Source organism: Leptospira koniambonensis (genome assembly GCF_004769555.1).
Classification (GTDB): Bacteria; Spirochaetota; Leptospiria; order Leptospirales; family Leptospiraceae; genus Leptospira_B; species Leptospira_B koniambonensis.
The window spans coordinates 1,006,115-1,025,863 of sequence record NZ_RQFY01000004.1 but is presented as its reverse complement, the minus strand read 5'-3'; the positions used below and the strand labels follow the sequence as shown (position 1 = coordinate 1,025,863).

Annotated in this window: 17 protein-coding genes; 6 read left to right on the top strand and 11 right to left on the bottom strand. The window is 40.3% G+C overall.

The window, feature by feature from the left end; all coding sequences use genetic code 11:
- Window positions 1-11: 11 nt before the first annotated feature.
- Complete coding sequence (locus tag EHQ52_RS08755) at window positions 12-482, bottom strand: GNAT family N-acetyltransferase (RefSeq protein WP_135614808.1); 471 nt, start codon at window positions 480-482, stop codon at window positions 12-14.
- 369 nt (window positions 483-851) lie between these two features.
- Between EHQ52_RS08755 and dnaE the strand changes: the two genes are divergently transcribed.
- Both dnaE and EHQ52_RS08745 read left to right on the top strand, forming a co-directional pair.
- On the top strand, window positions 852-4,373 hold the full coding sequence (gene dnaE / locus EHQ52_RS08750) for a DNA polymerase III subunit alpha (RefSeq protein WP_208653505.1): 3,522 nt from the start codon (window positions 852-854) through the stop codon (window positions 4,371-4,373).
- 43 nt (window positions 4,374-4,416) lie between these two features.
- Window positions 4,417-4,959: a GNAT family N-acetyltransferase gene (locus EHQ52_RS08745; RefSeq protein WP_135614806.1), complete on the top strand. Its 543-nt coding sequence runs from the start codon at window positions 4,417-4,419 to the stop codon at window positions 4,957-4,959.
- Between the two features lie 3 nt (window positions 4,960-4,962).
- Here the strand turns inward: EHQ52_RS08745 and EHQ52_RS08740 are convergent, their stop codons facing one another.
- The 3 genes from EHQ52_RS08740 to EHQ52_RS08730 form a co-directional block, all read right to left on the bottom strand.
- On the bottom strand, window positions 4,963-6,027 hold the full coding sequence (locus tag EHQ52_RS08740; RefSeq protein ID WP_135614805.1) for a histidine kinase dimerization/phosphoacceptor domain -containing protein: 1,065 nt from the start codon (window positions 6,025-6,027) through the stop codon (window positions 4,963-4,965).
- A gap of 163 nt (window positions 6,028-6,190) precedes the next feature.
- Window positions 6,191-6,943 carry a prohibitin family protein gene (locus tag EHQ52_RS08735; protein ID WP_135615697.1) on the bottom strand — a complete coding sequence of 251 codons (753 nt, stop codon included), beginning with the start codon at window positions 6,941-6,943 and terminating at the stop codon, window positions 6,191-6,193.
- 197 nt (window positions 6,944-7,140) lie between these two features.
- On the bottom strand, window positions 7,141-8,049 hold the full coding sequence (locus tag EHQ52_RS08730) for a M23 family metallopeptidase (protein ID WP_167492194.1): 909 nt from the start codon (window positions 8,047-8,049) through the stop codon (window positions 7,141-7,143).
- Between the two features lie 34 nt (window positions 8,050-8,083).
- On the opposite strand from EHQ52_RS08730, the gene EHQ52_RS08725 reads away from it, so the two are divergent.
- From EHQ52_RS08725 to EHQ52_RS08710, 4 genes are all read left to right on the top strand, one after another.
- Window positions 8,084-8,989, top strand: a complete 906-nt coding sequence (locus EHQ52_RS08725; protein ID WP_135614804.1) for a sigma-70 family RNA polymerase sigma factor — start codon at window positions 8,084-8,086, stop codon at window positions 8,987-8,989.
- Window positions 8,990-9,028: 39 nt separating this feature from the next.
- On the top strand, window positions 9,029-9,769 hold the full coding sequence (locus tag EHQ52_RS08720; protein ID WP_135614803.1) for a hypothetical protein: 741 nt from the start codon (window positions 9,029-9,031) through the stop codon (window positions 9,767-9,769).
- 75 nt (window positions 9,770-9,844) lie between these two features.
- Window positions 9,845-11,683, top strand: coding sequence for a CHAT domain-containing protein (locus tag EHQ52_RS08715; protein WP_135614802.1), 1,839 nt, complete (start codon window positions 9,845-9,847; stop codon window positions 11,681-11,683).
- Window positions 11,684-12,400, top strand: a complete 717-nt coding sequence (locus EHQ52_RS08710) for a hypothetical protein (protein WP_135614801.1) — start codon at window positions 11,684-11,686, stop codon at window positions 12,398-12,400. It begins immediately after the preceding gene.
- A 54-nt stretch (window positions 12,401-12,454) separates the two neighbouring features.
- Here the strand turns inward: EHQ52_RS08710 and EHQ52_RS08705 are convergent, their stop codons facing one another.
- The 7 genes from EHQ52_RS08705 to ctaD all read right to left on the bottom strand — a co-directional run bounded on the left by EHQ52_RS08705 (window position 12,455) and on the right by ctaD (window position 19,738).
- The gene (locus tag EHQ52_RS08705) at window positions 12,455-12,721 is read right to left on the bottom strand and encodes a phasin-related domain-containing protein (protein WP_100708835.1); all 267 of its coding nucleotides are present in this window, start codon (window positions 12,719-12,721) and stop codon (window positions 12,455-12,457) included.
- Window positions 12,722-12,868: 147 nt separating this feature from the next.
- Window positions 12,869-14,464 (bottom strand): phosphoenolpyruvate carboxykinase (ATP), encoded by a 1,596-nt coding sequence (gene pckA, locus EHQ52_RS08700; RefSeq protein ID WP_135614800.1) that lies wholly within the window; start codon window positions 14,462-14,464, stop codon window positions 12,869-12,871.
- A gap of 124 nt (window positions 14,465-14,588) precedes the next feature.
- Window positions 14,589-15,848, bottom strand: a complete 1,260-nt coding sequence (locus EHQ52_RS08695; RefSeq protein ID WP_135614799.1) for a PIN/TRAM domain-containing protein — start codon at window positions 15,846-15,848, stop codon at window positions 14,589-14,591.
- 41 nt (window positions 15,849-15,889) lie between these two features.
- Complete coding sequence (locus EHQ52_RS08690) at window positions 15,890-16,453, bottom strand: CarD family transcriptional regulator (protein ID WP_135614798.1); 564 nt, start codon at window positions 16,451-16,453, stop codon at window positions 15,890-15,892.
- Between the two features lie 112 nt (window positions 16,454-16,565).
- Complete coding sequence (locus EHQ52_RS08685; RefSeq protein WP_135614797.1) at window positions 16,566-17,228, bottom strand: hypothetical protein; 663 nt, start codon at window positions 17,226-17,228, stop codon at window positions 16,566-16,568.
- Window positions 17,229-17,388: 160 nt separating this feature from the next.
- Entirely contained in the window at window positions 17,389-18,168 is a 780-nt protein-coding gene (locus EHQ52_RS08680) for a cytochrome c oxidase subunit 3 family protein (RefSeq protein WP_135614796.1), read from the bottom strand.
- Window positions 18,155-19,738, bottom strand: a complete 1,584-nt coding sequence (ctaD, locus tag EHQ52_RS08675) for a cytochrome c oxidase subunit I (RefSeq protein ID WP_135614795.1) — start codon at window positions 19,736-19,738, stop codon at window positions 18,155-18,157. The genes EHQ52_RS08680 and ctaD overlap by 14 nt, the downstream gene beginning before the upstream one ends.
- Window positions 19,739-19,749 lie beyond the last annotated feature (11 nt).

The following is a 19,749-nucleotide window of genomic DNA, read 5'->3' as shown; positions in this document are numbered from 1 at the left end:
ATCTTCATTCCCTATTTTTCCTTAGGGATCTCCCAATAATAGTGCAAATATTCTTCATTTAATTTAAATCCAAAACGTTCATATAAATGTCTCGCGTGGCGATTGTCTGGATGAGTTTCTAATCCCATTCCCTTGCCGCCATGTTCTATTACGTGATTCGCGGCCCCGTCTAGGATTTTTTTAGCAGTTCCTTTTTTACGTTCTGTTTCTCTAATATACAGATCATTAAGTATATAATCCCTTCTCATGGATAATGAAGAGAAGATTGGATACAATTGCGCGAAACCGAGTAGCCTTCCTCCATCTTCTGCAACGATCAAAACAGAATCTTTATGCAAAAGTCTATCTTCTAAAAACTTTTTTGCTCCTGCAAGATTGGAAGGGAGTTCGTAAAATTTACGATAAAGGTCGAATAATTCCGAAAGTTCTTCTAGATCGGAACGGGAAGCGATTCTTATGTTGATTGAATTTTCTTTTTGCATGTGTTTTGAAGGGAATAAAAACAATCTGCGTTTTAAAGTCTATTTCGATTTTCTAAATTATACCTCCTCCCTCATTGTTTTCATAAACTTTCATCAGCTTTCTCTTATTTTTGAAATATTTTCAGATCCATAAGTAGCAAAAATCATTACAAGCGGGTCTTTTGAATAAGTCGGATTAGACTCCGGTGAATCGCCTTAGAGAAGCATTCTATAAAATGTAGATTTTATTATTTTTTCCCATTATGATTCGCAGGGGAAAGGCTTCGGGAAATTCTGGCATTTCGATACGGAAATCCAGAACCTGTTTTTGAGATTTCCGGCTACTCCGCTTGACGGAGGTAGGACCCAATTTCTATTATGTCCCTTGGTATGGAAGACTTCGCCCACCTTCATCTCCACACAACTTACTCTATGCTCGACGGGGCGATCCGTATCAAAGAGCTAATGCAGCATGTTAAGGAGCTTGGAATGAGCTCCGTGGCAATGACTGACCATGGAAACATGTTCGGCGCCATTGAATTTTATAACGAAGCCGTCAAGGCGGGTGTAAAACCTATCATCGGCTGCGAATTTTACGTTTCTCCTAACAGAAAAGCAGAAACTGAAGAATTTAAGATCGCCGACGGAAACGCATACCATCTCATTCTTCTCGCTAAAAACGAAATAGGTTACAAAAACCTAATAAAGCTCGCGAGTAAATCTTACACCGAAGGTTTTTATAAGAAGGCAAGGATCGATTACGATCTTCTCGATAGACATAGCGACGGTTTAGTCTGTCTTACTGCTTGTCTCGCAGGAGAAGTGAACCGCAAAATTTTAGAAGGCAAAGCACCTGAGTCCTTCCAACTTGCAGGTAAACTAAACGAAATTTTCAATAAAGAAGACTTTTACTTAGAGATCCAAAACCACGGAATTCCTGAGCAAGATATTGTTGCAAAAGGTGTATACGATCTCGCTCAAAAGACTGGGATTAAATTAGTAGTCACAAATGATTCTCACTTCCTGAAAAAAGACGATAAAGAAGCCCAAGATATTCTTCTTCGTATCGGAATGAGAAAAAATATCGAAGACGAAATGGAGTTTGGATTCAACCAACACTTCTACGTTAAAAGTCCTGCGGAGATGAAAACTCTTTTTCCTGAACTTCCTCAGGCATTTTATTCTACATTAGAAGTTCGTGATAAAGTAGATCTCAAACTAAAATTCGGAAATTATCTTTTACCTGAGTTTGCTGTTCCGGACGGTTTCGACGAATACGGTTTTATGGAAAAATTGGTTTGGGAAGGAATTCGCCAACGTTATTCTCAAGTTACTCCCGAGATCAAAGAAAGGGTTGAATTCGAACTAAACACGATCAAGGACATGCACTTTGCAGGTTATTTCTTGATCGTTCAGGATTATATTAACTTCGCCAAAAAAACCGGAATTCCAGTAGGTCCAGGAAGAGGATCCGCTGCCGGTTCCATCGTAGCTTATGCACTCGGAATTACAAACGTAGAACCTTTACAATTCAATCTGCTCTTCGAAAGATTTTTGAATCCAGACAGAAAGGACATGCCGGATATAGATACAGACTTCTGCGTGGAACGCCGAGAAGAAGTGATCAATTATATCCGCCAAAAGTATGGAGAAGATCGAGTCGGCCAGATCATCACTTTCGGATCCTTAGGTGCAAAGGCTGCACTCAAAGACGTTGCTCGTGTGATGAATCTTCCCTATGAAGAATCGAATAAACTCACAAGTTATTGCCCAAGCAAACCTGGTATCACAATCGACGAAGCTCTTGCAATGTCGGGGGATTTGAAACAAGCCAGTGAAAAAGACGACTTAAATAAAAAGATATTTGCGATTGCAAAACGTCTGGAAGGAAACCATAGACAGCCCGGACGCCACGCGGCTGGTGTTGTTATCTCACCTTTTCCTTTAGAGGAAGTTGTTCCTCTTTCCACAGTTGCAGAGAAGGACAAACCAGGCTTCCGTTCTATCGTAACCCAATACGAAAAAAACAATTTGGAAGCCGTCGGTCTCATCAAGATGGATATCTTGGGTCTTAAAAACTTAACGACCCTAAACTATGCAATCAAACTTGTAAGAGAAAGAAGAGGGATCGAATTAGATCTGGATAAAATCCCTCTGGATGACGCAAACACTTATGCATTATTAAGAAAAGCGAATACACTTGGTATCTTCCAATTAGAATCCACCGGTATTACTGATCTTGTGGCCCGGAGCCAGGTTTCTAACTTTGATGAGATCGTAGCCTTAATCGCACTTTATCGTCCTGGTCCAATGGAATCAGGGATGTTAGAGGAATATTTGGAACGTAAGAGCGGCAAAAAGCCGGTCACGTATCCTCATGCTTCTTGCGAAGTTATCTTAAAAGAAACATTCGGACTCACTGTTTACCAAGAGCAGGTGATGAGTATCTCACGTGTTGTGGGCGGATACACCATGGGCGAATCGGATATGCTCCGAAAAGCTATGGCCAAAAAGAAAAAAGAACTTATGGATCCACTGCGAGTTAAGTTCATCGATGGTGCCCAAGGGCAAGGCCATGCTAAAAAATTCGCGGAAGAACTTTTCGATCAGTTGGAAAAATTCGGAGGGTACGGGTTTAACAAATCCCACTCTGTGGCTTATGCCTTAGTTACGTATCAAACTGCTTACATGAAGGCCAATTATCCAACCGAGTATATGGCTGCATTGCTCGCCGGAGATCATTCCAAAACTACTGATATTACTAAATATATAAACAATGCTCGCGAAATGGGGATCAACGTTTTGACTCCAGATGTAAACGAGTCAGACGTATCCTTCTCCGTAATCGATGACCAAACAATTCGATTCGGAATTTCTGCAATGAAAGGTGTGGGAGAAGGCGCTGCTGAAAATATTATCCAAGCCAGAAAGAACCTCGGAGGTTTCAAAGAAATCACCGAGTTCATGACCAATATAGACACTCGAGTATTGAACAAAAAGATCCTGGAAGCATTGGTCCAAGGTGGAGCATTAGATTCTTTCGGTTACACTCGAAAATGTTTATTCGAATCCATGGATAGTTTAGTTTCATTCGCACAAAAAGAACAGGAAAGATCAAGAGAAGGCCAATTTTCACTTTTTGGAGAGAGTGGACTCAGTTATGAATTAAAACTTCCTAAAGTCGCAGACGAATGGGAAATGGAAGACAGACTAAAGAGAGAAAAATCTGTTACAGGTCTTTTCCTCTCAGGACATCCATTAGATAAGTATAAAAGCCACTTAAAAAGCCTAAACTCAGTTCCAATCGAAACATTAGATAATATTAAAGCTGGCAATAAAGTAGAAGTAGCCGGAATTCTTACTTCCTTAAAGATCAAGTTCACCAAGAAAAAAGAAGAATTCATAAACTTCAAACTGGAAGATCGCACAGGAGAAATAGAATGTGTGGCCTTTCCTAAAGTATATCAAAAATTCAAAGAAATCCTCAAAGAAGACCAGGCAGTATTCCTAAAAGGAGATCTGGACAGGATAGAAGCTGGAGAATCTGAACTCAGAGGACAGATCAAAGTAAACAGTTTCGAGATCTTAAACGATGCCACCATCGAAGATAAAATGGAAAAGGCACTTCATATCAAACTCGGAGACCGCCACAGAAAAATGCCTGATATCATTGGACAACTGCATACTTTACTCGCAGCTTACCAAGGAAATTCCCAAGTGTATTTCCATCTAATCTCTGGAGACGAAGAGAAGAAAGTAATCCGCGCTCATAATCATTACTCAGTCCAGCCGAATCCTGAGCTGATGACTAGATTGGTTACATTATTGGGCGAAGATACAGTGTTCGAAAGTTTCGGAGATAATGTAAGACTCTACGGAACAAACGGAACTAAACAAGCAGTTAAGATTTGATTCTTCCGTTTAATTCTCGATCCAACTCTTCCTTAACAAACAGATGCTGGAAACCTCCCGCTTATTATTAAGAAAATGGAAACCAGAAGACTTGGAGCCTTTTTCCAGAATAAATTCTCATCCGAGCGTGATGAAATTTTTTCCTAAACTACTCAATAAATATGAAACAGAAAAACTCATTCTTAAGATCAATGAGCATTGGAATAAATTCGGATTCGGATTATTTGCCTTAGAAGAAAGATCCTCTGGAAAATTTTTTGGATTCACCGGACTAATGTACAATAATTTCAATTCATTCTTCACACCTGCATTAGAAATCGGATGGAGATTGGACCAAAACTTTTGGGGAAAAGGATATGCTAAAGAAGCTGCAATGGCTTCGTTAAAATTCGGATTTGAAAATTCATATTCAAGAGAGATCGTTTCTTTCACTTCCAGGATCAATCATGCTTCGAGAGGAGTGATGAATAGCATAGGATTACATTACTCAGGAGAATTTGAACATCCTAGAGTTCAAATAGGATCTTCACTTAGAACCCATGTCCTTTACAGGATCAATTTAGAAGATTGGAAAAACAAAATTTAAAGTTTATCTTCTTAAGGTTACTAAGCTAGCCGAAACTTTTCCACTACCGCTTGGATCTACTTTTAGATCTCCACCAGAATGACTAAGCAAGTCCCTAGAAAAACGACTCCAATCCCCTTCAGTTAAACTTGCACCTTCTACTTGAAGTTCCAAAGTTTTAACGGTAGGATTTCTAAAACTGATCTTCAGATCTTCGACATGATTCGTAACAGACTCAGAAGTTGCGGAGACTATCTCGCCCAAAACTAAAAGAAGTAGATTCGCTTCTTTCACATCTAACTGATAATGTTTTGCAACTGGATCCAAATTCGGAAGAGCCTTATATTTAGAAACGATACGATTCAAATAATTTTCGATCACTTCTCCAATAGAAACACTTTGGACATGTTCCGCGTCTTGTGAGATAGTATGAACAGAAGCAAGAGCCAATATTCTCCTTTCTAAGATCTGTAAAACATTTCTGGTTTCCATAGATTGTTCAGAATCTTTCAGAAAGGAAACCATATCTAAGATGACTTGCATATTATTCCTGACCCTATGAGAGAGTTCTTTTAAAAGAACATCCTTATCTAAGATCAGTTTGTCCATATTCGCACCGATTAAAATAGCAAATAAAGTAAGAACACAGAGTGATGCTATTGAATCTGTATAAATTTCACTACCAGTCGATCCAATCGAAATTCCAGTCTTCCAAAAGATAAGTCCTAAACAATAGAACATTGCTATGGCCGCCATCTTACGATTGAAAAAATAGAGTTGGAAAAATACTAAAACCGGAAACCAAACTGCAGCATTCTTAACGCCAGGACCATAAACAACTCCTAGTCCCAATGCTATGGTAAACAAAAAAGAATTTAGATAAACTGCTTCTTTGTATCTGGACTTATATAATAAAAAGCAGGATAGAATAGAAGCTATTCCTGCAACCGTATAGCCAGGACGTAAGGTGTGATTGCCTATAAAAAATTCGAAACCCAAAATACCAAAAGAAATACAGCCAACTACTATAGAAATCCCCAATAGATAATTTTTTCTATGTAATCCCGGAGTATCTATGATCTCGAACATAAGAGTAACCCTTTGCAAGCTAAGCCTGAATGACCTATAAGACGGATGTTATATTGCTTCTGCAACAAACGAATAATGTCGGTATGAATTTTTGAAAAATGGAATATTATGCTTTTGAAAGAAAGTGGATAGAGCCGATTCCAGATCGGCTCTTATAAAAAATCTATTTAATTTGGAATAATGTATTTGCTCCTGAACCCATATAAGTATCAGGGTATTTACCATCCCATTTTTTGATCCTTTCCATTTCTACCATCAACGGAGTCAGTTGTTGGCTTTTTAAACGTAAAGCCTCAGCCTCCGCTCTTGCTTCCGCCACCCTTTGTTCTGCCTCTACTTTAACCCTTTCTAATTCATTTTTTGCACGCAATGCATCTTGCTCTGCCTTCTGCTTCAATTCAATAGAGTCGGAGAATGTTTTGGAAAATTCAAAATCCTTCATAGACACTTCATCGATCTGTATATAGAACTTGGTAAGTTTCGCCCTTAAGGAATCTTGGATCTGAGTAGCAACCTCATCTCTTTTAGTTACGAGTTCGGAAGCTGTGAATTGAGCAGTAACATGTTTCATCGTTTCCAAAACAGCTGGAGCTACTATAGTATCCTCATAAGACAATCCGATCTCTTGGTATAACTTATTCACACTCTGCGGGATCAAGTGATAGGTCAAAGTGATCCTTGTATGGATCTCTTGCAGGTCTTTAGAAGGTGCACTTGAATTCACATCTGTCTTTTGTAATCTAACATCGATTGAATGAACTGATTGGGTAAAAGGAACGATTACATTCAAACCTTCTCCCAAAACTCTATCAGATACCGCACCGAATGTACTTACAACTCCACGATGACCGGAGCTAATACATTTCAAAGGATTAGCAGTTAAAATGAATACGATCGCAGCAGTATATATTGCTATTTTTTTCCAATTGAATTCCGAAAGTTTCGAAATACTAAGTTCGTTCACAGGATTCTCCTTTTGATTTTTAAAATCGGTATAAATTTTTAGAAAGGGAATCTATTGAAGAACGATTTGATCGTTTTCACAATACTAATTTTACCCTTCCCTAAGAATAGGATGAGAAATTAGATTCCGGACAATAATTTAGAAAGAAATTAACGGATACGGTTTACGTAGAATGTAAATGTTTTTTCGGTAAGATTTTGTCTGAAGTCCCAGGCCAAAACCTTGATCATATTTTCTCCATTACGAAAATCCAAATTACCTACTAAGTATTGATCTTTAAAATAAAGATCTGAAAATGGAAACCCTTCTGAATTTTTCCATTCTCCTTTTTCGTAATGTAGATTGGAGAAGCTTGCCTTCTTCAATAATTGTCCGTTCAAGGAAACTTGGATCTGAGAAACTCCTCTTCTCTGGCCCGATTTTTTTCCTGCGTCTTGGATTCCGACAGTAACTGGAAACGCGCGAGAAATATTAATATTATCTCCGTCGTTTATCTGGCTATATTTGTATTCATCTTGATGAATGAGTAAATTTCCGATCACTGGAGGATTTTCATCTTCCACGATAGGCAAAACCTTCATAGGGTCTTGGATGGTCTTTCCAAAGTCTTTAAGTAAGACGAAATGGAGGTGGGCGCCGCTGGAATGACCGGTGTTTCCGGTGTAAGCGATCTTTTCTCCGCCGGCGACTAGACGCTCTTCTAATAAACCTGGAAGTCGTCCGTCTTTCAAATGGTAATAGGAAGAATACGTCCCATTTCCGTGATCTAACCAAACAGAATTTCCAGTTCCGAATTCTTCCCCGAAAGGATCGTCTTCGCCAAACCGTGAATAGAGGATCTTTCCCTCTGCCATCGCCAAAACCGGTTCTCCAGTCGAAGCGATGTCCATTCCGTTGTGAAAATGGTCCCCCCTGGATTCTCCGAACACCGAGGTGACCTTATTCTCGATTCCGTCGGTTTTCACCGGGAAAAGAAAATTTATTACTTTATCGTTTTGCGCAAAGGTGCTTAGATGGAGCGCGGCCAAGATAATTCCGAGGGATATACTACGTCTCATATCGTTGGCTCTCAGGTGCAAGGTTACATAAAGAATGAATTTGTCAAAGGATAAAACCCTCGACCTAGTTACCCGTTGCGGGGAAGGAGACGAGGCCGCTCTCAAGTTATTCTTCGAGTCTTATTCCGAAGATATTTACAATTTCCCGATGAAGATCTTTCACCTAAGTGAAGATGACGCCGGAGACTTCTTCTTATACGCGTTCGAAAGACTGAAAACCGGAGCAAGATTCTCTAGCTTCAAAGGTAAATCTAGTTTTAGAACATGGTTCTATTCCGTTCTACGTAATATGCTCATCGATTGGCAGAGAACCAAACGAGAGCTGAAGATGACCAACCTTGGAAAGATCAACAAGGAAGGAAAAGAATACGCAACAATCGAAGACGAACCGGATCTTCGCCCTGATTTAATTGAAGAAGCTCAGGAGCTGACCAAACATTTCCACCAAGTGTTGGGGGAGATAGGTGTAGAAAAGAGAGTCATTTTCAAACTTTCATATATATATTACCTCAACCTAGACGAGGAAGAGATCCAATTCCTGATCGAAAAAACAAATCTGGGTATAGAAGAAATTAAAAAGAAAATTTTGGGACTTCGCTCTGAACTTTCCAAGCGGGAAGAAGAGAATATCCGTATGGAAGACAAGATTACGTCTCTATATTTAAATATTCTAGAGCTGAAAGAAAAGCAGACCGTAACTGTTAAGAAAGCTCCCTTACTCCCTCAAGAAATAGATAAAACTTCCCAAGCATTAAAGAAGAAATACGAACAACGCAAAAAACTATTAGAAAAGCGCAAAAAAGGCCATTTCCTGGCAAGGACCCCGTATAGAGAGGTTGCTGACCTTTTAGGGATAACCGAGGGAAATGTGAGCGTTACATTACTCAGATTGATCGAAAAAATACAAAAAAAACTCAAATTTTCGGAATTGTCTGAGTAGAAAGAATCGTCTTAAAACCTATTGGAGAATCTTACTCAAATGGAATCCAACCGCGAAAACTCGGTGCCAGAAATAATCCAGTCACTATTTGAAGGGAAACCTGAAGTTCTGACTAAACTAGAAAAAGACACCGAACTACAAAACGAACTTATTAGAATGGAAGAAGCTCTTCAGGCTAGTCTAAAAGCTGCCGGTGAGTCCTACTTCGATTCAGCTTCACGTACACATTCTTTCCAATCCTTCCAAGAGGATCTGGATCTGAATAAGGCCGAACTAAACGAAGGCTGGCAGGTTAAACCTTTTCCTGAATATCTGAAAAGATATGTGGAAATGGAATTAGCCCGTAAGGCACAGGGAAAAGAATCTATCGTAGTTAAATTAGGAAAATCCGGAGCACAACTTTTCGGAAGCCTGATTGAAACTCTTCAGATCAATACTCGTGTAGATTATGCGCCTGCTATGCGTTCTGCAGTAGCAAAATCGCCTTCTTCTTCAGAGTTCATTGTATTTGAAGAAAAAATGGATAAGGACTGCAAGTTTACTTACCAAGTCGTACAAGAAACCGACGAAACCGCTTACTTAAGTGTCAAAATCGAATGTCCAAGACCGGAAGATTTCCAACGAGTTAATCTTTCTAAGGACGGAAGATTTATACTTTCTAACCAATTCAACTCCGAAGGGATCACTAATTTCTCCGGATTGAGAGAAGGAAAGTACACAGTAGAGTTTCAGGGAAAAGACTTGTCTAAATCCATAGATCTCTTTATCCTTTTGGATTAAGAGCGTTGTAACCAGTTTCCTTCCTGACTCTTATGTCACGGCGAGGAAACTTCTTAGGCGCAGTTTTTAGATCAAATGCTGAACCTAATCATAGACAGAGTCGGTGCCGTAAACGTATTCAATATTCTGGATAGTTCCGGCAGCGGATCAGAATCACATCTTCAGTCCACAATGGATGAAGATCTAATTTTAGAGTATATTAAGGAAATCGAAAACTTAGTTCGTGTTTCCGTTGCGATCCACCAAAAATCCGCACAAACCCCAACTCTAGAAACTGATATTCTGCATGATCTAAAGATCCTGGGAGAAACTTTCTACGATCAGTTTTTTCCTGCGGCCATCCAAGAAAAGTTAAGACTTACTACTGAAAAATATCTTCACTTTAATATAGATCCTAAGTTAGGAGTGATCCCATGGGAGCTCCTGCATGATGGTACTTGTTTTCTCTCAGACAAATTCTATATAGGAAAAACTGTAAGAGGAGAATCTAGTAGCGGCGCCTTCAAAGAGAAAGAAAAACTCCGTATGCTCATTATCGCAGATCCAACAGAGGATCTAGAATGGGCTCAGAAAGAAGGAGAACAGATCTTTAGGGTTCTAAGTGAGAAGGTACCAAGTTCCAGATTAGAGATCGAATTCATAGGCGGACGCCAAGTTACTAAATTAAAACTTCTTTCTCTCATCAAAGGAAAGAATATCATCCATTACTCGGGACATCTTTACTTCTCTGATGATCCTTTAGAAAACGGATGGCTGATCTCAGAAGGAAAGATCTTAAAAGCAAGAGAGATCAAAAACTCTGGATTCAATACAGATATGGTGTTCTCCAACTCTTGCCAGTCCAACAAGAGTGCTACTCGAAATCTGAACGCAGATCTAATGAACAATTTTGCAGGATCCTTTTTGATGTCCGGGATCAAAAGTTTTATTGGGACCAACTGGGAGATCGCAGACAATCAGAATACGATCGATTTCACGATCCAATTTTATACGAACTTATTCGCGGATAAAAGTATTGGCGAGTCCTTGTATTTAGCAAAGGAACATGCCAGAAGGAATTACGATCCGAGCGATCTTACTTGGACCAATTATAGCTTACATGGACAGCCAGTCATTAGAGTGGTTTCCGATCCTGCAAAAGGTAAACCGGTCCATAAGATCATTAACCCTTCTTTAATATTTAAGTTTTATCCAAATCCAATCGCAGCGTCTTATTATAAGTTCACTGAAAAACAAAAAGAAGAATCACTTACTTCCTATCAATTGATGGAACATTTGATCTTTGCTTTCGAGGAATTTTCAAAAGTGATCGGTGGGATCTTATTCAGTGATCACCAGAATCACTCTTTAGGAAAATATATCCCGAACAATCCTGACGATGCTTATAATACGGAGAGATGGTGGGAACTGATGTTCCAATGCCTTCATGATTTCAGAAAATTAGAGATCACTCCTGTTGTTACAGATCTTCCTGAAATACTTTTTGCGAATAAGGATACCATCTCCAAGATGATCAATTGGATCGATCTTTACTCCAAAGGTCAGATCCAACCAGAATCTGCAGACGGATATCTGATCACATTCCAGTATTATTTTGAAAACCTTCTGACAGAGTTAGAGGAATTAGAAAGGATCAGTATCTTCTTAGTTTCTACTAACTCAAATAATCATCTATTCTTCCGTGGAATAAAATCCGAATCCTCTCTAGTTGCTGCTCCAATGATCAAACAAGATTTTATTGGAGAGCAGATCGAAAAGTATAGGGGAAAGGTGATCGTTTTCCACGAAGATAGAATGCAGATCTTCCCTCTGAACTGCAATATAGTAGAAAATCCTGAAACAAAAGAATTGGAACTCTCATTCTTGGGATTTCTTCCTTCTAAGCCTGGGAATCTGCCTCACGGCGGTTTATAAGTGGGGCTTTGCCAACCTTCCGCAGACGTTCCGTTCTCTTGTGGAGCCTGCTGCGGATTATTCAATCTAGAATTAAGACCGGACCAATTCAGAACTCTATTAAAAGATAGAACTGAAACTTTCAAAAAATCCGTGGACTTCTCCAAACCATATACCATGGCTGAATTCAGAAAGGTAAGAGAAGAAGCAGAAAAGAATTTTATCAAGAAGGACCCACTCACCTATAATTGTCCCTTTTTAGGAATGCTTACAGAAGAAGTGAGCGGAACTTCTCCAGAGATCAAAGTCAGAAGTAGAATTGGATGTATGATCCATCCTGTTTACACCGGAGATCCACGTAGCCAGAATTATTCCTTTTACGGTGCATCCATTTGTCAGGCTTACGATTGTAGGAACAAAGAAAGAAATTTTGCAGATGAATGGGAAAATGTATTCTCAGAATTTGCAGATGATTCTTTTTCTTATTCTTCACTTTCTTCTGATTATAGAAGTATAGATCTAATAGAAGGTTATCTGACAGAAAAAGGGATCCCTTCTTCCGAATGGTTTGCCAGTTCAAGAGAAACTATTCTTAAAATCCTAAAGATCAAATTCGAACAGAATATCTCATTATGGAATACTTCTTTCGAGTTGGATATGGAAAGTCCACCTCCCATCTCTTTCAAGGAAAGATTGGCGAAATGGTTGGGCCTGGAATCGGACGATCCCAGGCTTTAATCTTATAGATTGATTTGGATAGGCGGGGAAGGATAAACGAAAAGATATAAGATCTTAATCGTTAGAGTTTTTCTTACCGAATTCTTTTTTAGCTTCTTCTACTTTAGAATTAACTTGGCCAGCAAGTCCTTCCACAGAACGTAATGCGTCTTCGATATACTTTCTAAGATTGTTTGCAACGTCGCTTTGGTCTTGAGAACCTTTTGTGGAGAGCTCTTTAAATTCTTTTTCCACTTTTAAAAGAATACTGTCCGCTTGTTCCCTCAGGGTTTTTGCCGCTCCGATCGCGAAATTCAGTGCTTCTTTGATTTCCTTTTCCATACTTTTGATCCCTATGTTTGTATGATGATTATGCGCCGCACAACGGTTTGTCAACAACTTACCGACACCATGAGGACATAAAAAAGGAGTAAGGGGAAATCCCACTTACTCCTCCGGAAAAAACAATCCGACTTTTTAGAGATTAGCCTATACTTGAGGTCCAAACGCTGTGAAGTCGAAGTCTTTAGAACCTTCTACATATTTTTTGAAGTTCTCAATAAACATGCCAGCAAGCTTTTTAGAAGACTCATCGTAAGCAGCTTTATCAGTCCAAGCTTCGCGAGGATCCAGGATAGAGCTATCCACACCTTCTACAGTTTTAGGATATTCTACTTGGAAGATGGGATGCTTCACAAACTGAGCTTTGTCGATGTTTCCGTTCATGATCTCGTCGATAATTTTACGAGTAGAAGGAAGGTTCATCCTCTTACCAGTTCCGTAAGCTCCACCAACAAGTCCTGTGTTCATCATGTATGCGCGAACATTATGTTTACGCATCTTCTCACCTAATAACTGAGCATAAACAGTTGGGTGAAGTGTCATGAACGCAGCTCCGAAACAAGCGGAGAATGTAGCGGTAGGCTCTTTAACACCTCTTTCAGTTCCAGCAACTTTCGCAGTGTAACCGGAAAGGAAGTGATACATCGCTTGCTCGATAGACAAACGAGACACTGGAGGAAGAACTCCGAATGCATCGTAAGTTAAGAAGATGATCACTTTAGGGTGGCCACCTTTAGAAGGAACTTGGATGTTTTTGATATGGTAGATCGGGTAGGAAACTCTGGTGTTTTCGGTTTTAGCAGCGGAAGTATAATCTACAACTTTCGTTTTTTCGTCGAAAACTACGTTCTCTAAAAGAGCGTCTCTTTTGATTGCTTCGAAAATTTCAGGTTCAGTCTTAGGATCAAGATTGATTACTTTCGCGTAACAACCGCCTTCGATATTGAAAATTCCGTTATCGTCCCAACCATGCTCATCGTCTCCGATCAGTTTACGGTTCGGGTCAGTGGAAAGAGTAGTCTTACCAGTTCCGGAAAGTCCGAAGAACAGAGCAGTGTCTCCATCTTTGTTTCCGATATTTGCGGAACAATGCATAGAAACGATTCCTTGTAATGGTAACTTATAGTTCATTACAGAGAAGATACCTTTCTTCATTTCTCCGCCGTATTCGGTTCCACCGATGATACAAAGTTTTTTTGCAAGGTTGAAGATCACGAATACTTCTGAGTTCAGGCCATGCTCTTTGTATTTTTCGTTCTTCACTCCGCAAGCGTTGATGATAGTGAATTCAGGAAGAAGGTTAGCCAACTCTTCCTTGCTTGGGCGAAGGAACATGTTGGTGCAGAAATGGTGCTGCCATGCTTTTTCGGAAACTACACGAAGACCAATTCTGGTCTCAGGGTTTGCTCCTGCGTATCCGTCGAATACGTAGAGTTTTTTTCCGCTAAGATAGTTTACACATTTTTGATAAAGCTCTTCGAAAACTGCTTCGGAAGCTTTAAAGTTAATATGAGACCACCAGATATTCTTGTTAGAAGAAGGTTCGTCTACGAAGTATTTATCTTTTGGAGAACGTCCGGTGAAAATACCGGTATCCACCATCATGGTTCCGTTAGAGGAAAGAACGGTTTCACCGTTATTCTTTTCGTGTTCGAAAATTTCGTCGTATGAAAGGTTATGGAAGACTTCGGAGGGCTCTATACCGAGCTCCTTCAGTCCCTTCACTTGCGCTTGGGCCTGCATTTGGCTCTCCTTATTGAGATCGTATTTCAATTTTTTTTCGGGGGAAGATACCGTCAATTCGGAACCGGGTCGAATTTGAAGGCAATTCCTAATCCGACCCGTATTCTGTCACTTTAGCGACTGGTTATTGCTGTTGTTGCTGATCTTGGAAGTCTTTACGATTTCCGAAATCATCTCCGCGACCTTCGTTTTTATCGCCTCTGTCTTGGTAATTGCCACGGTTCTGGTTTTTGTTTTGGTAATCTTTACGATTGCCTCTTTCCTCGTTTCCTCGGTCACCACGATCGTATCTGTTTCCACGATCTTCTCCGCGTTCTCCGCCCTTACCACCTCTGTTTTCTTTTTCAGGGGCGCGTTCACCTTTATCAAAGCCGCTGTTTCCGTTAGCTTTAGTGAATATCATTTTTCCGGCAGCAGTTTGGATGATAGAAGTAACAGTAACTTTCACTTCTTTACCAACAAGATGTCCGCCGTTCTCTATCACTACCATGGTTCCGTCTTCTAAATAGCCGATACCTTGGTTTTCGTCCTTTCCTTCTTTGATGACTTGGATAGCCAATTCTTCGCCAGGAAGAACAACAGGTTTTAATGCGTTTGCCAAGGTGTTCAGGTTAAGAACTTTTACTCCTTGGAGTTCTGCAACTTTGTTCAAGTTGAAATCGTTAGTTACGATCTTTCCACCGGTGTCTCTAGCAAGTTTGATCAACTTAGCATCAACTTCTCTAGTGTCAGAATAATCTTTGTAAGTGATCTTAACTTCAATGGAACCTTTTCTTTGGAGTTTGTTCAACATCTCCAAACCACGGCGTCCTCTTGCTCTTTTAATTGGGTCAGAAGAGTCACTAATAAGCTGGATCTCTCTTAACACGAAGTTAGGAAGAATGAGAGGACCATCGATAAAATGTGTATCAGCAATATCTAATATTCTTCCGTCGATAACAACAGAAGTATCTAGGATTTTGTCTCTGACTTCATCTTTACCGATAGAGCCTACGCCAAACGGATCAACTAGAGAAGCTGTTCCTCCACCGCCCCCTCCAAATATGGAAAGGCCAGGTTCTTTTGCGAAAGACTTACCTGCTCTAGCTCCGAAAAGACCTAGGATCAGGTACAATGCAAGATTCAATTCCTCGAAACGGATGATAGTTCCAATAAACCAAGCAAGTGAGAATCCCAATAGAGCTCCCACTCCAACACAAAAAATAACGTCACCGCGAAGTTTTGGAAATAGTTTAGTTTCACCGAACAAAAGTACGAGAGAAATTACGAGTACAAGCCCAGCACTGGAGCCTGAGAATACAAACTCTTGAGTCTGTTTTTGCGTTACAAAGAACGACACTAAGGAGAGTAGGACGGCCGTTAGACCTTTATAAAAATACGCCATAACTCAAATCCTTTTAAATAAGATTCGAGTTTTATCGGAAACTATTCTTCGTCTATGTCGACTGCTGCTACGGGAACTTTTTCTCCCGGAGCGAATGTACTAGCTAAAACATCTGACACAAGGTTCCCAGCTTCTTCTTGGGAAACTCCTTTGCTTAGGGCGACTTCCATCTTAACTAGATTGTACGCACTTTCGTACAATTTACGTTCCATGATAGACAGTTCTTTACCGTTTGCCCTGCGGAATAAATTCCTGCACACATCCGCCACTTCGAAGATCGATCCGGACTTTATTTTGTTCAGGTTGTTTTGGTACCTGATCTTCCAGTCCTCTTCAGTATCGACCTCGTCTTTCTTGAGTAGATTGATAACTTTCTTGATATCCTTCTTGTCGATAATCGGTCGAATTCCGACCTGCTTTGCTTTATCGACCGGGATCATCACCTTCATCTTGCTACCCTGGATTTCCATTACGTAGCACTCTTTTTTCTTTCCCAGGATAACCTTTTTGGAGATTTCGGTGATTTCACCTACCCCGTGGATCGGATATACGACGTAGTCACCTACGCCATGATCGTAGCCAGATTGTTTCTTTTTGCCAGCCAATTAGTATTAAGACTTCCGTTAAAACTCTGCCCAAAAATATAGCAAATTTTGAGGCAAAGTCAAGGAAAAAATGAGTTTAAGCTCTGATATGAACTTAGTTCGAAAATTCAGATCAAAATTGAAGTTTGTGAATAGAAGTTTTGTGAAAAATCGGATCATTCAGAGGGCGAATGGATTCTAGAGCCTTAGTAGCTTCTTCTTTTCCGTAAAAATATCCTAGGAATAATTCTCCGTCTTTGGATCTAAAAAATCTTCCTTGGAACTCAGGTTTTGCTCTCAGCAATTTTTTTCCAATTTCCATCGCCTCGACTGAATCTTCAGTTGGGATAGATAGGAAATAATTTTCCTTATCCGATCTGGCCGGAAATTTGAGTCCAGGATTTCGATTAGAGCTTTGGGAAGAAGTAGAAGTTTCAGCAGAATTTTCTGCAGCATTAGAGCTTACTGTTTCTGTAGAAGAATTTTCTCTCTCTTCTACAGATTGTTCTGTTCTTACATTTTTTCCCGCATTATAAAAAGACTGAGTTTCGTTTTGAGCAAATGTTTGCTCCTTCTGATCCAATCTAAGACCGACTACTACCCCACCAGTAAAAAGAGAAATGGCCCCAACTAAAACCAGAAAGATAGATCTGGAACTTGGGAAAGAACGGATCGGAGAATTTCCTCCCCTCACATGCTGGATTGTTTGCACAGTTGGAAAAGACTCTCCCTGACGTGGAGCCGGACCTCTGGTCCCGGATTGTCTCAGTCTTCTGGAATAATCTATATTTTGCATATTGCGTCCGGGAAAACCTGTCTCTCTTTAAATATCGGCAGGATTCGCCGTTTCTTTGCAGTTTTTTTATAAGCCAGTTTCAGGCAGAAAATAAAAAAGCCGGAGCGAAGCTCCGGCTTTTTCGTAAGCAGACCTTTCAGCTGCTTGCTTTTGACTTAACTTATCCCACCAAATAAAGAAGAGGGAAAAGGTAAATCCAGATCAAGTCTACCACGTGCCAGAACAAGCCCACACCTTCTACAGGAGTGTAATATTCAGGACCAACTTGGTTTTTGATCACTTTCAAAAGTACCCAGAAGATCAAAAATGCACCAGCAAGAACGTGCAGACCGTGAATACCGGACATTACGAAATAGAATCCGAAGAACAAAGGCCAGTTTTTGGTTTTTTCCAAAAGGGTCAGGTGTTCGTATTCAGTTTCATCCAGGTGAAGTTTGTGTTCTCTTTCTACTACGCTAAGTTTATTAGCTTCTGCAAGTAGTGCTCCAACTTTAGTTATCTTCTCACCGGAAGCGCTTAACTCTTCAGTGTAAGCGTATTTTCCAGGAACTGTACCCACGTGGAACTTGTGAGTATATTCGAAAAACTTTACAACCATGAAGATCGCAGCACAAGCGATAGTCACTGCAAGAGCAATGATCGCTTTGTTTCTAAGACCTCTTTGCACATAGTTAATTCCAAGCGCCATGGTGAATGAGCTGAATAGAAGAACTACTGTGTTTAAAGCTCCCAAAACTACGGAAAGTTGCTTACTTCCTGCATGGAAAACTTGCGGGTATAGAGAATGGTAAATGGAATATCCTACGAATAATCCACCGAACATTAGAATTTCTGTAACAAGGAATAACCAGATCCCTTGTTTAGAAGATTCATATTGATGCTCTGCGCTATTAAAATGATGCGCGTGATGAAAACCACCCGAGTGATTAGCGGTACTCATAAGGCCCTCCGGTTAGTACTGGGGTAGATTCAAAATTTTCATGTGGTGGAGGAGAAGCGGTAGTCCATTCCAGAGTTTTTCCTCCGAAAGGATTGTTTCCTGCTTCTTTTCCTTTCAGAAGTGCATGGATCACTCCGAAAAGTCCGACCAAGAATCCTGTTCCGATCAACCAAGATCCGAAAGTGGACATTTGGTTTAATTCGGTGAATGTAGGAAGATAATCATAGTATCTACGAGGCATTCCCATATTTCCCAAGATAAATTGAGGGAAGAAGGTAACGTTAAATCCGGTGAAGATAAATACCCAGGAAATTCTTCCTACAAGGTCGCTATAAATTTTTCCGGTAACTTTAGGGAACCAGTAGATCAATGCTCCCATAAGCGCCATCAATGTTCCACCAACCATCACGTAATGGAAGTGAGCCACCACGAAGTAAGTATCGTGGAAGTGAATGTCCATACCAGTAGAAGCCAGATACACTCCAGTCAAACCACCGATGGTGAATAGGAACATGAACCCGATCGCAAAAAGCATCGGAGCATCCAAACGGATACTTCCTTTATACATTGTCGCGATCCAGTTGAACAATTTGATCGCTGTAGGAACTCCTACAAGCATTGTGATGAAGGAGAACAGAACTCCCGCAAACTCAGATTGTCCAGAAACGAACATGTGGTGTCCCCATACTAAGAAGGAAACCCCAGCGATCGCTAAGGAAGAATAAGCAATTGCAGTATATCCGAAGATTACTTTACGAGAGTAAGTAGCAACCAACTCGGAAATCACTCCCATCGCAGGAAGGATCATGATATAAACCGCAGGGTGTGAATAGAACCAGAAGAAGTGCTGGAATAGTACCGGATCTCCTCCCAACTGAGGATCAAAAATCCCCACTCCAAGAGTTTTCTCTGCAATCAAAAGAAGCAGAGTGATCGCAAGAACTGGAGTTGCCAATACTTGCAAGATCGCAGTTGAGTAAAGTGCCCAAACCATGAGAGGAATTCTATTCATGGTCATTCCAGGCGCTCTCAGTTTATGAGTGGTAACGATGAAGTTCAATCCAGTTAGAATGGAGGAGAATCCAATAATGAATACTCCAAGAACCATCGGAATCACTCCTAATCCAGTTTTAATGGAAGAATATGGAGTATAGAAAGTCCAACCAGTATCAACGTTTTCCAAGAATAGAGTGGAACCCGTGATCGCAGCTCCGATCATCAGCATGTACCAGCTCATTAAGTTCAATCTTGGGAACGCTACGTCTTTTGCTCCAATCATGATCGGAAGCACGAAGTTTCCGAAAATTGCAGGGATACCAGGAACGATCACCATGAACACCATAATGGCTCCATGGTAGGTCATCATTCTGTTATAAACATCTGCGGAAAAAAGGGTTTTTCCAGGTGTGAATAATTCTGCGCGAACTAATAGAGCGAAAACTCCTCCTAAGAAGAAGAAGCTCATGATCGCGATAAAATACATGATCCCGATACGCTTATGATCTAAGGTCGTAAGCCAGGACCAAATCCCCTTTTGGTGATTCAGGTAATTATGTTGCTCGTGGGCCATTGTCCGTAATC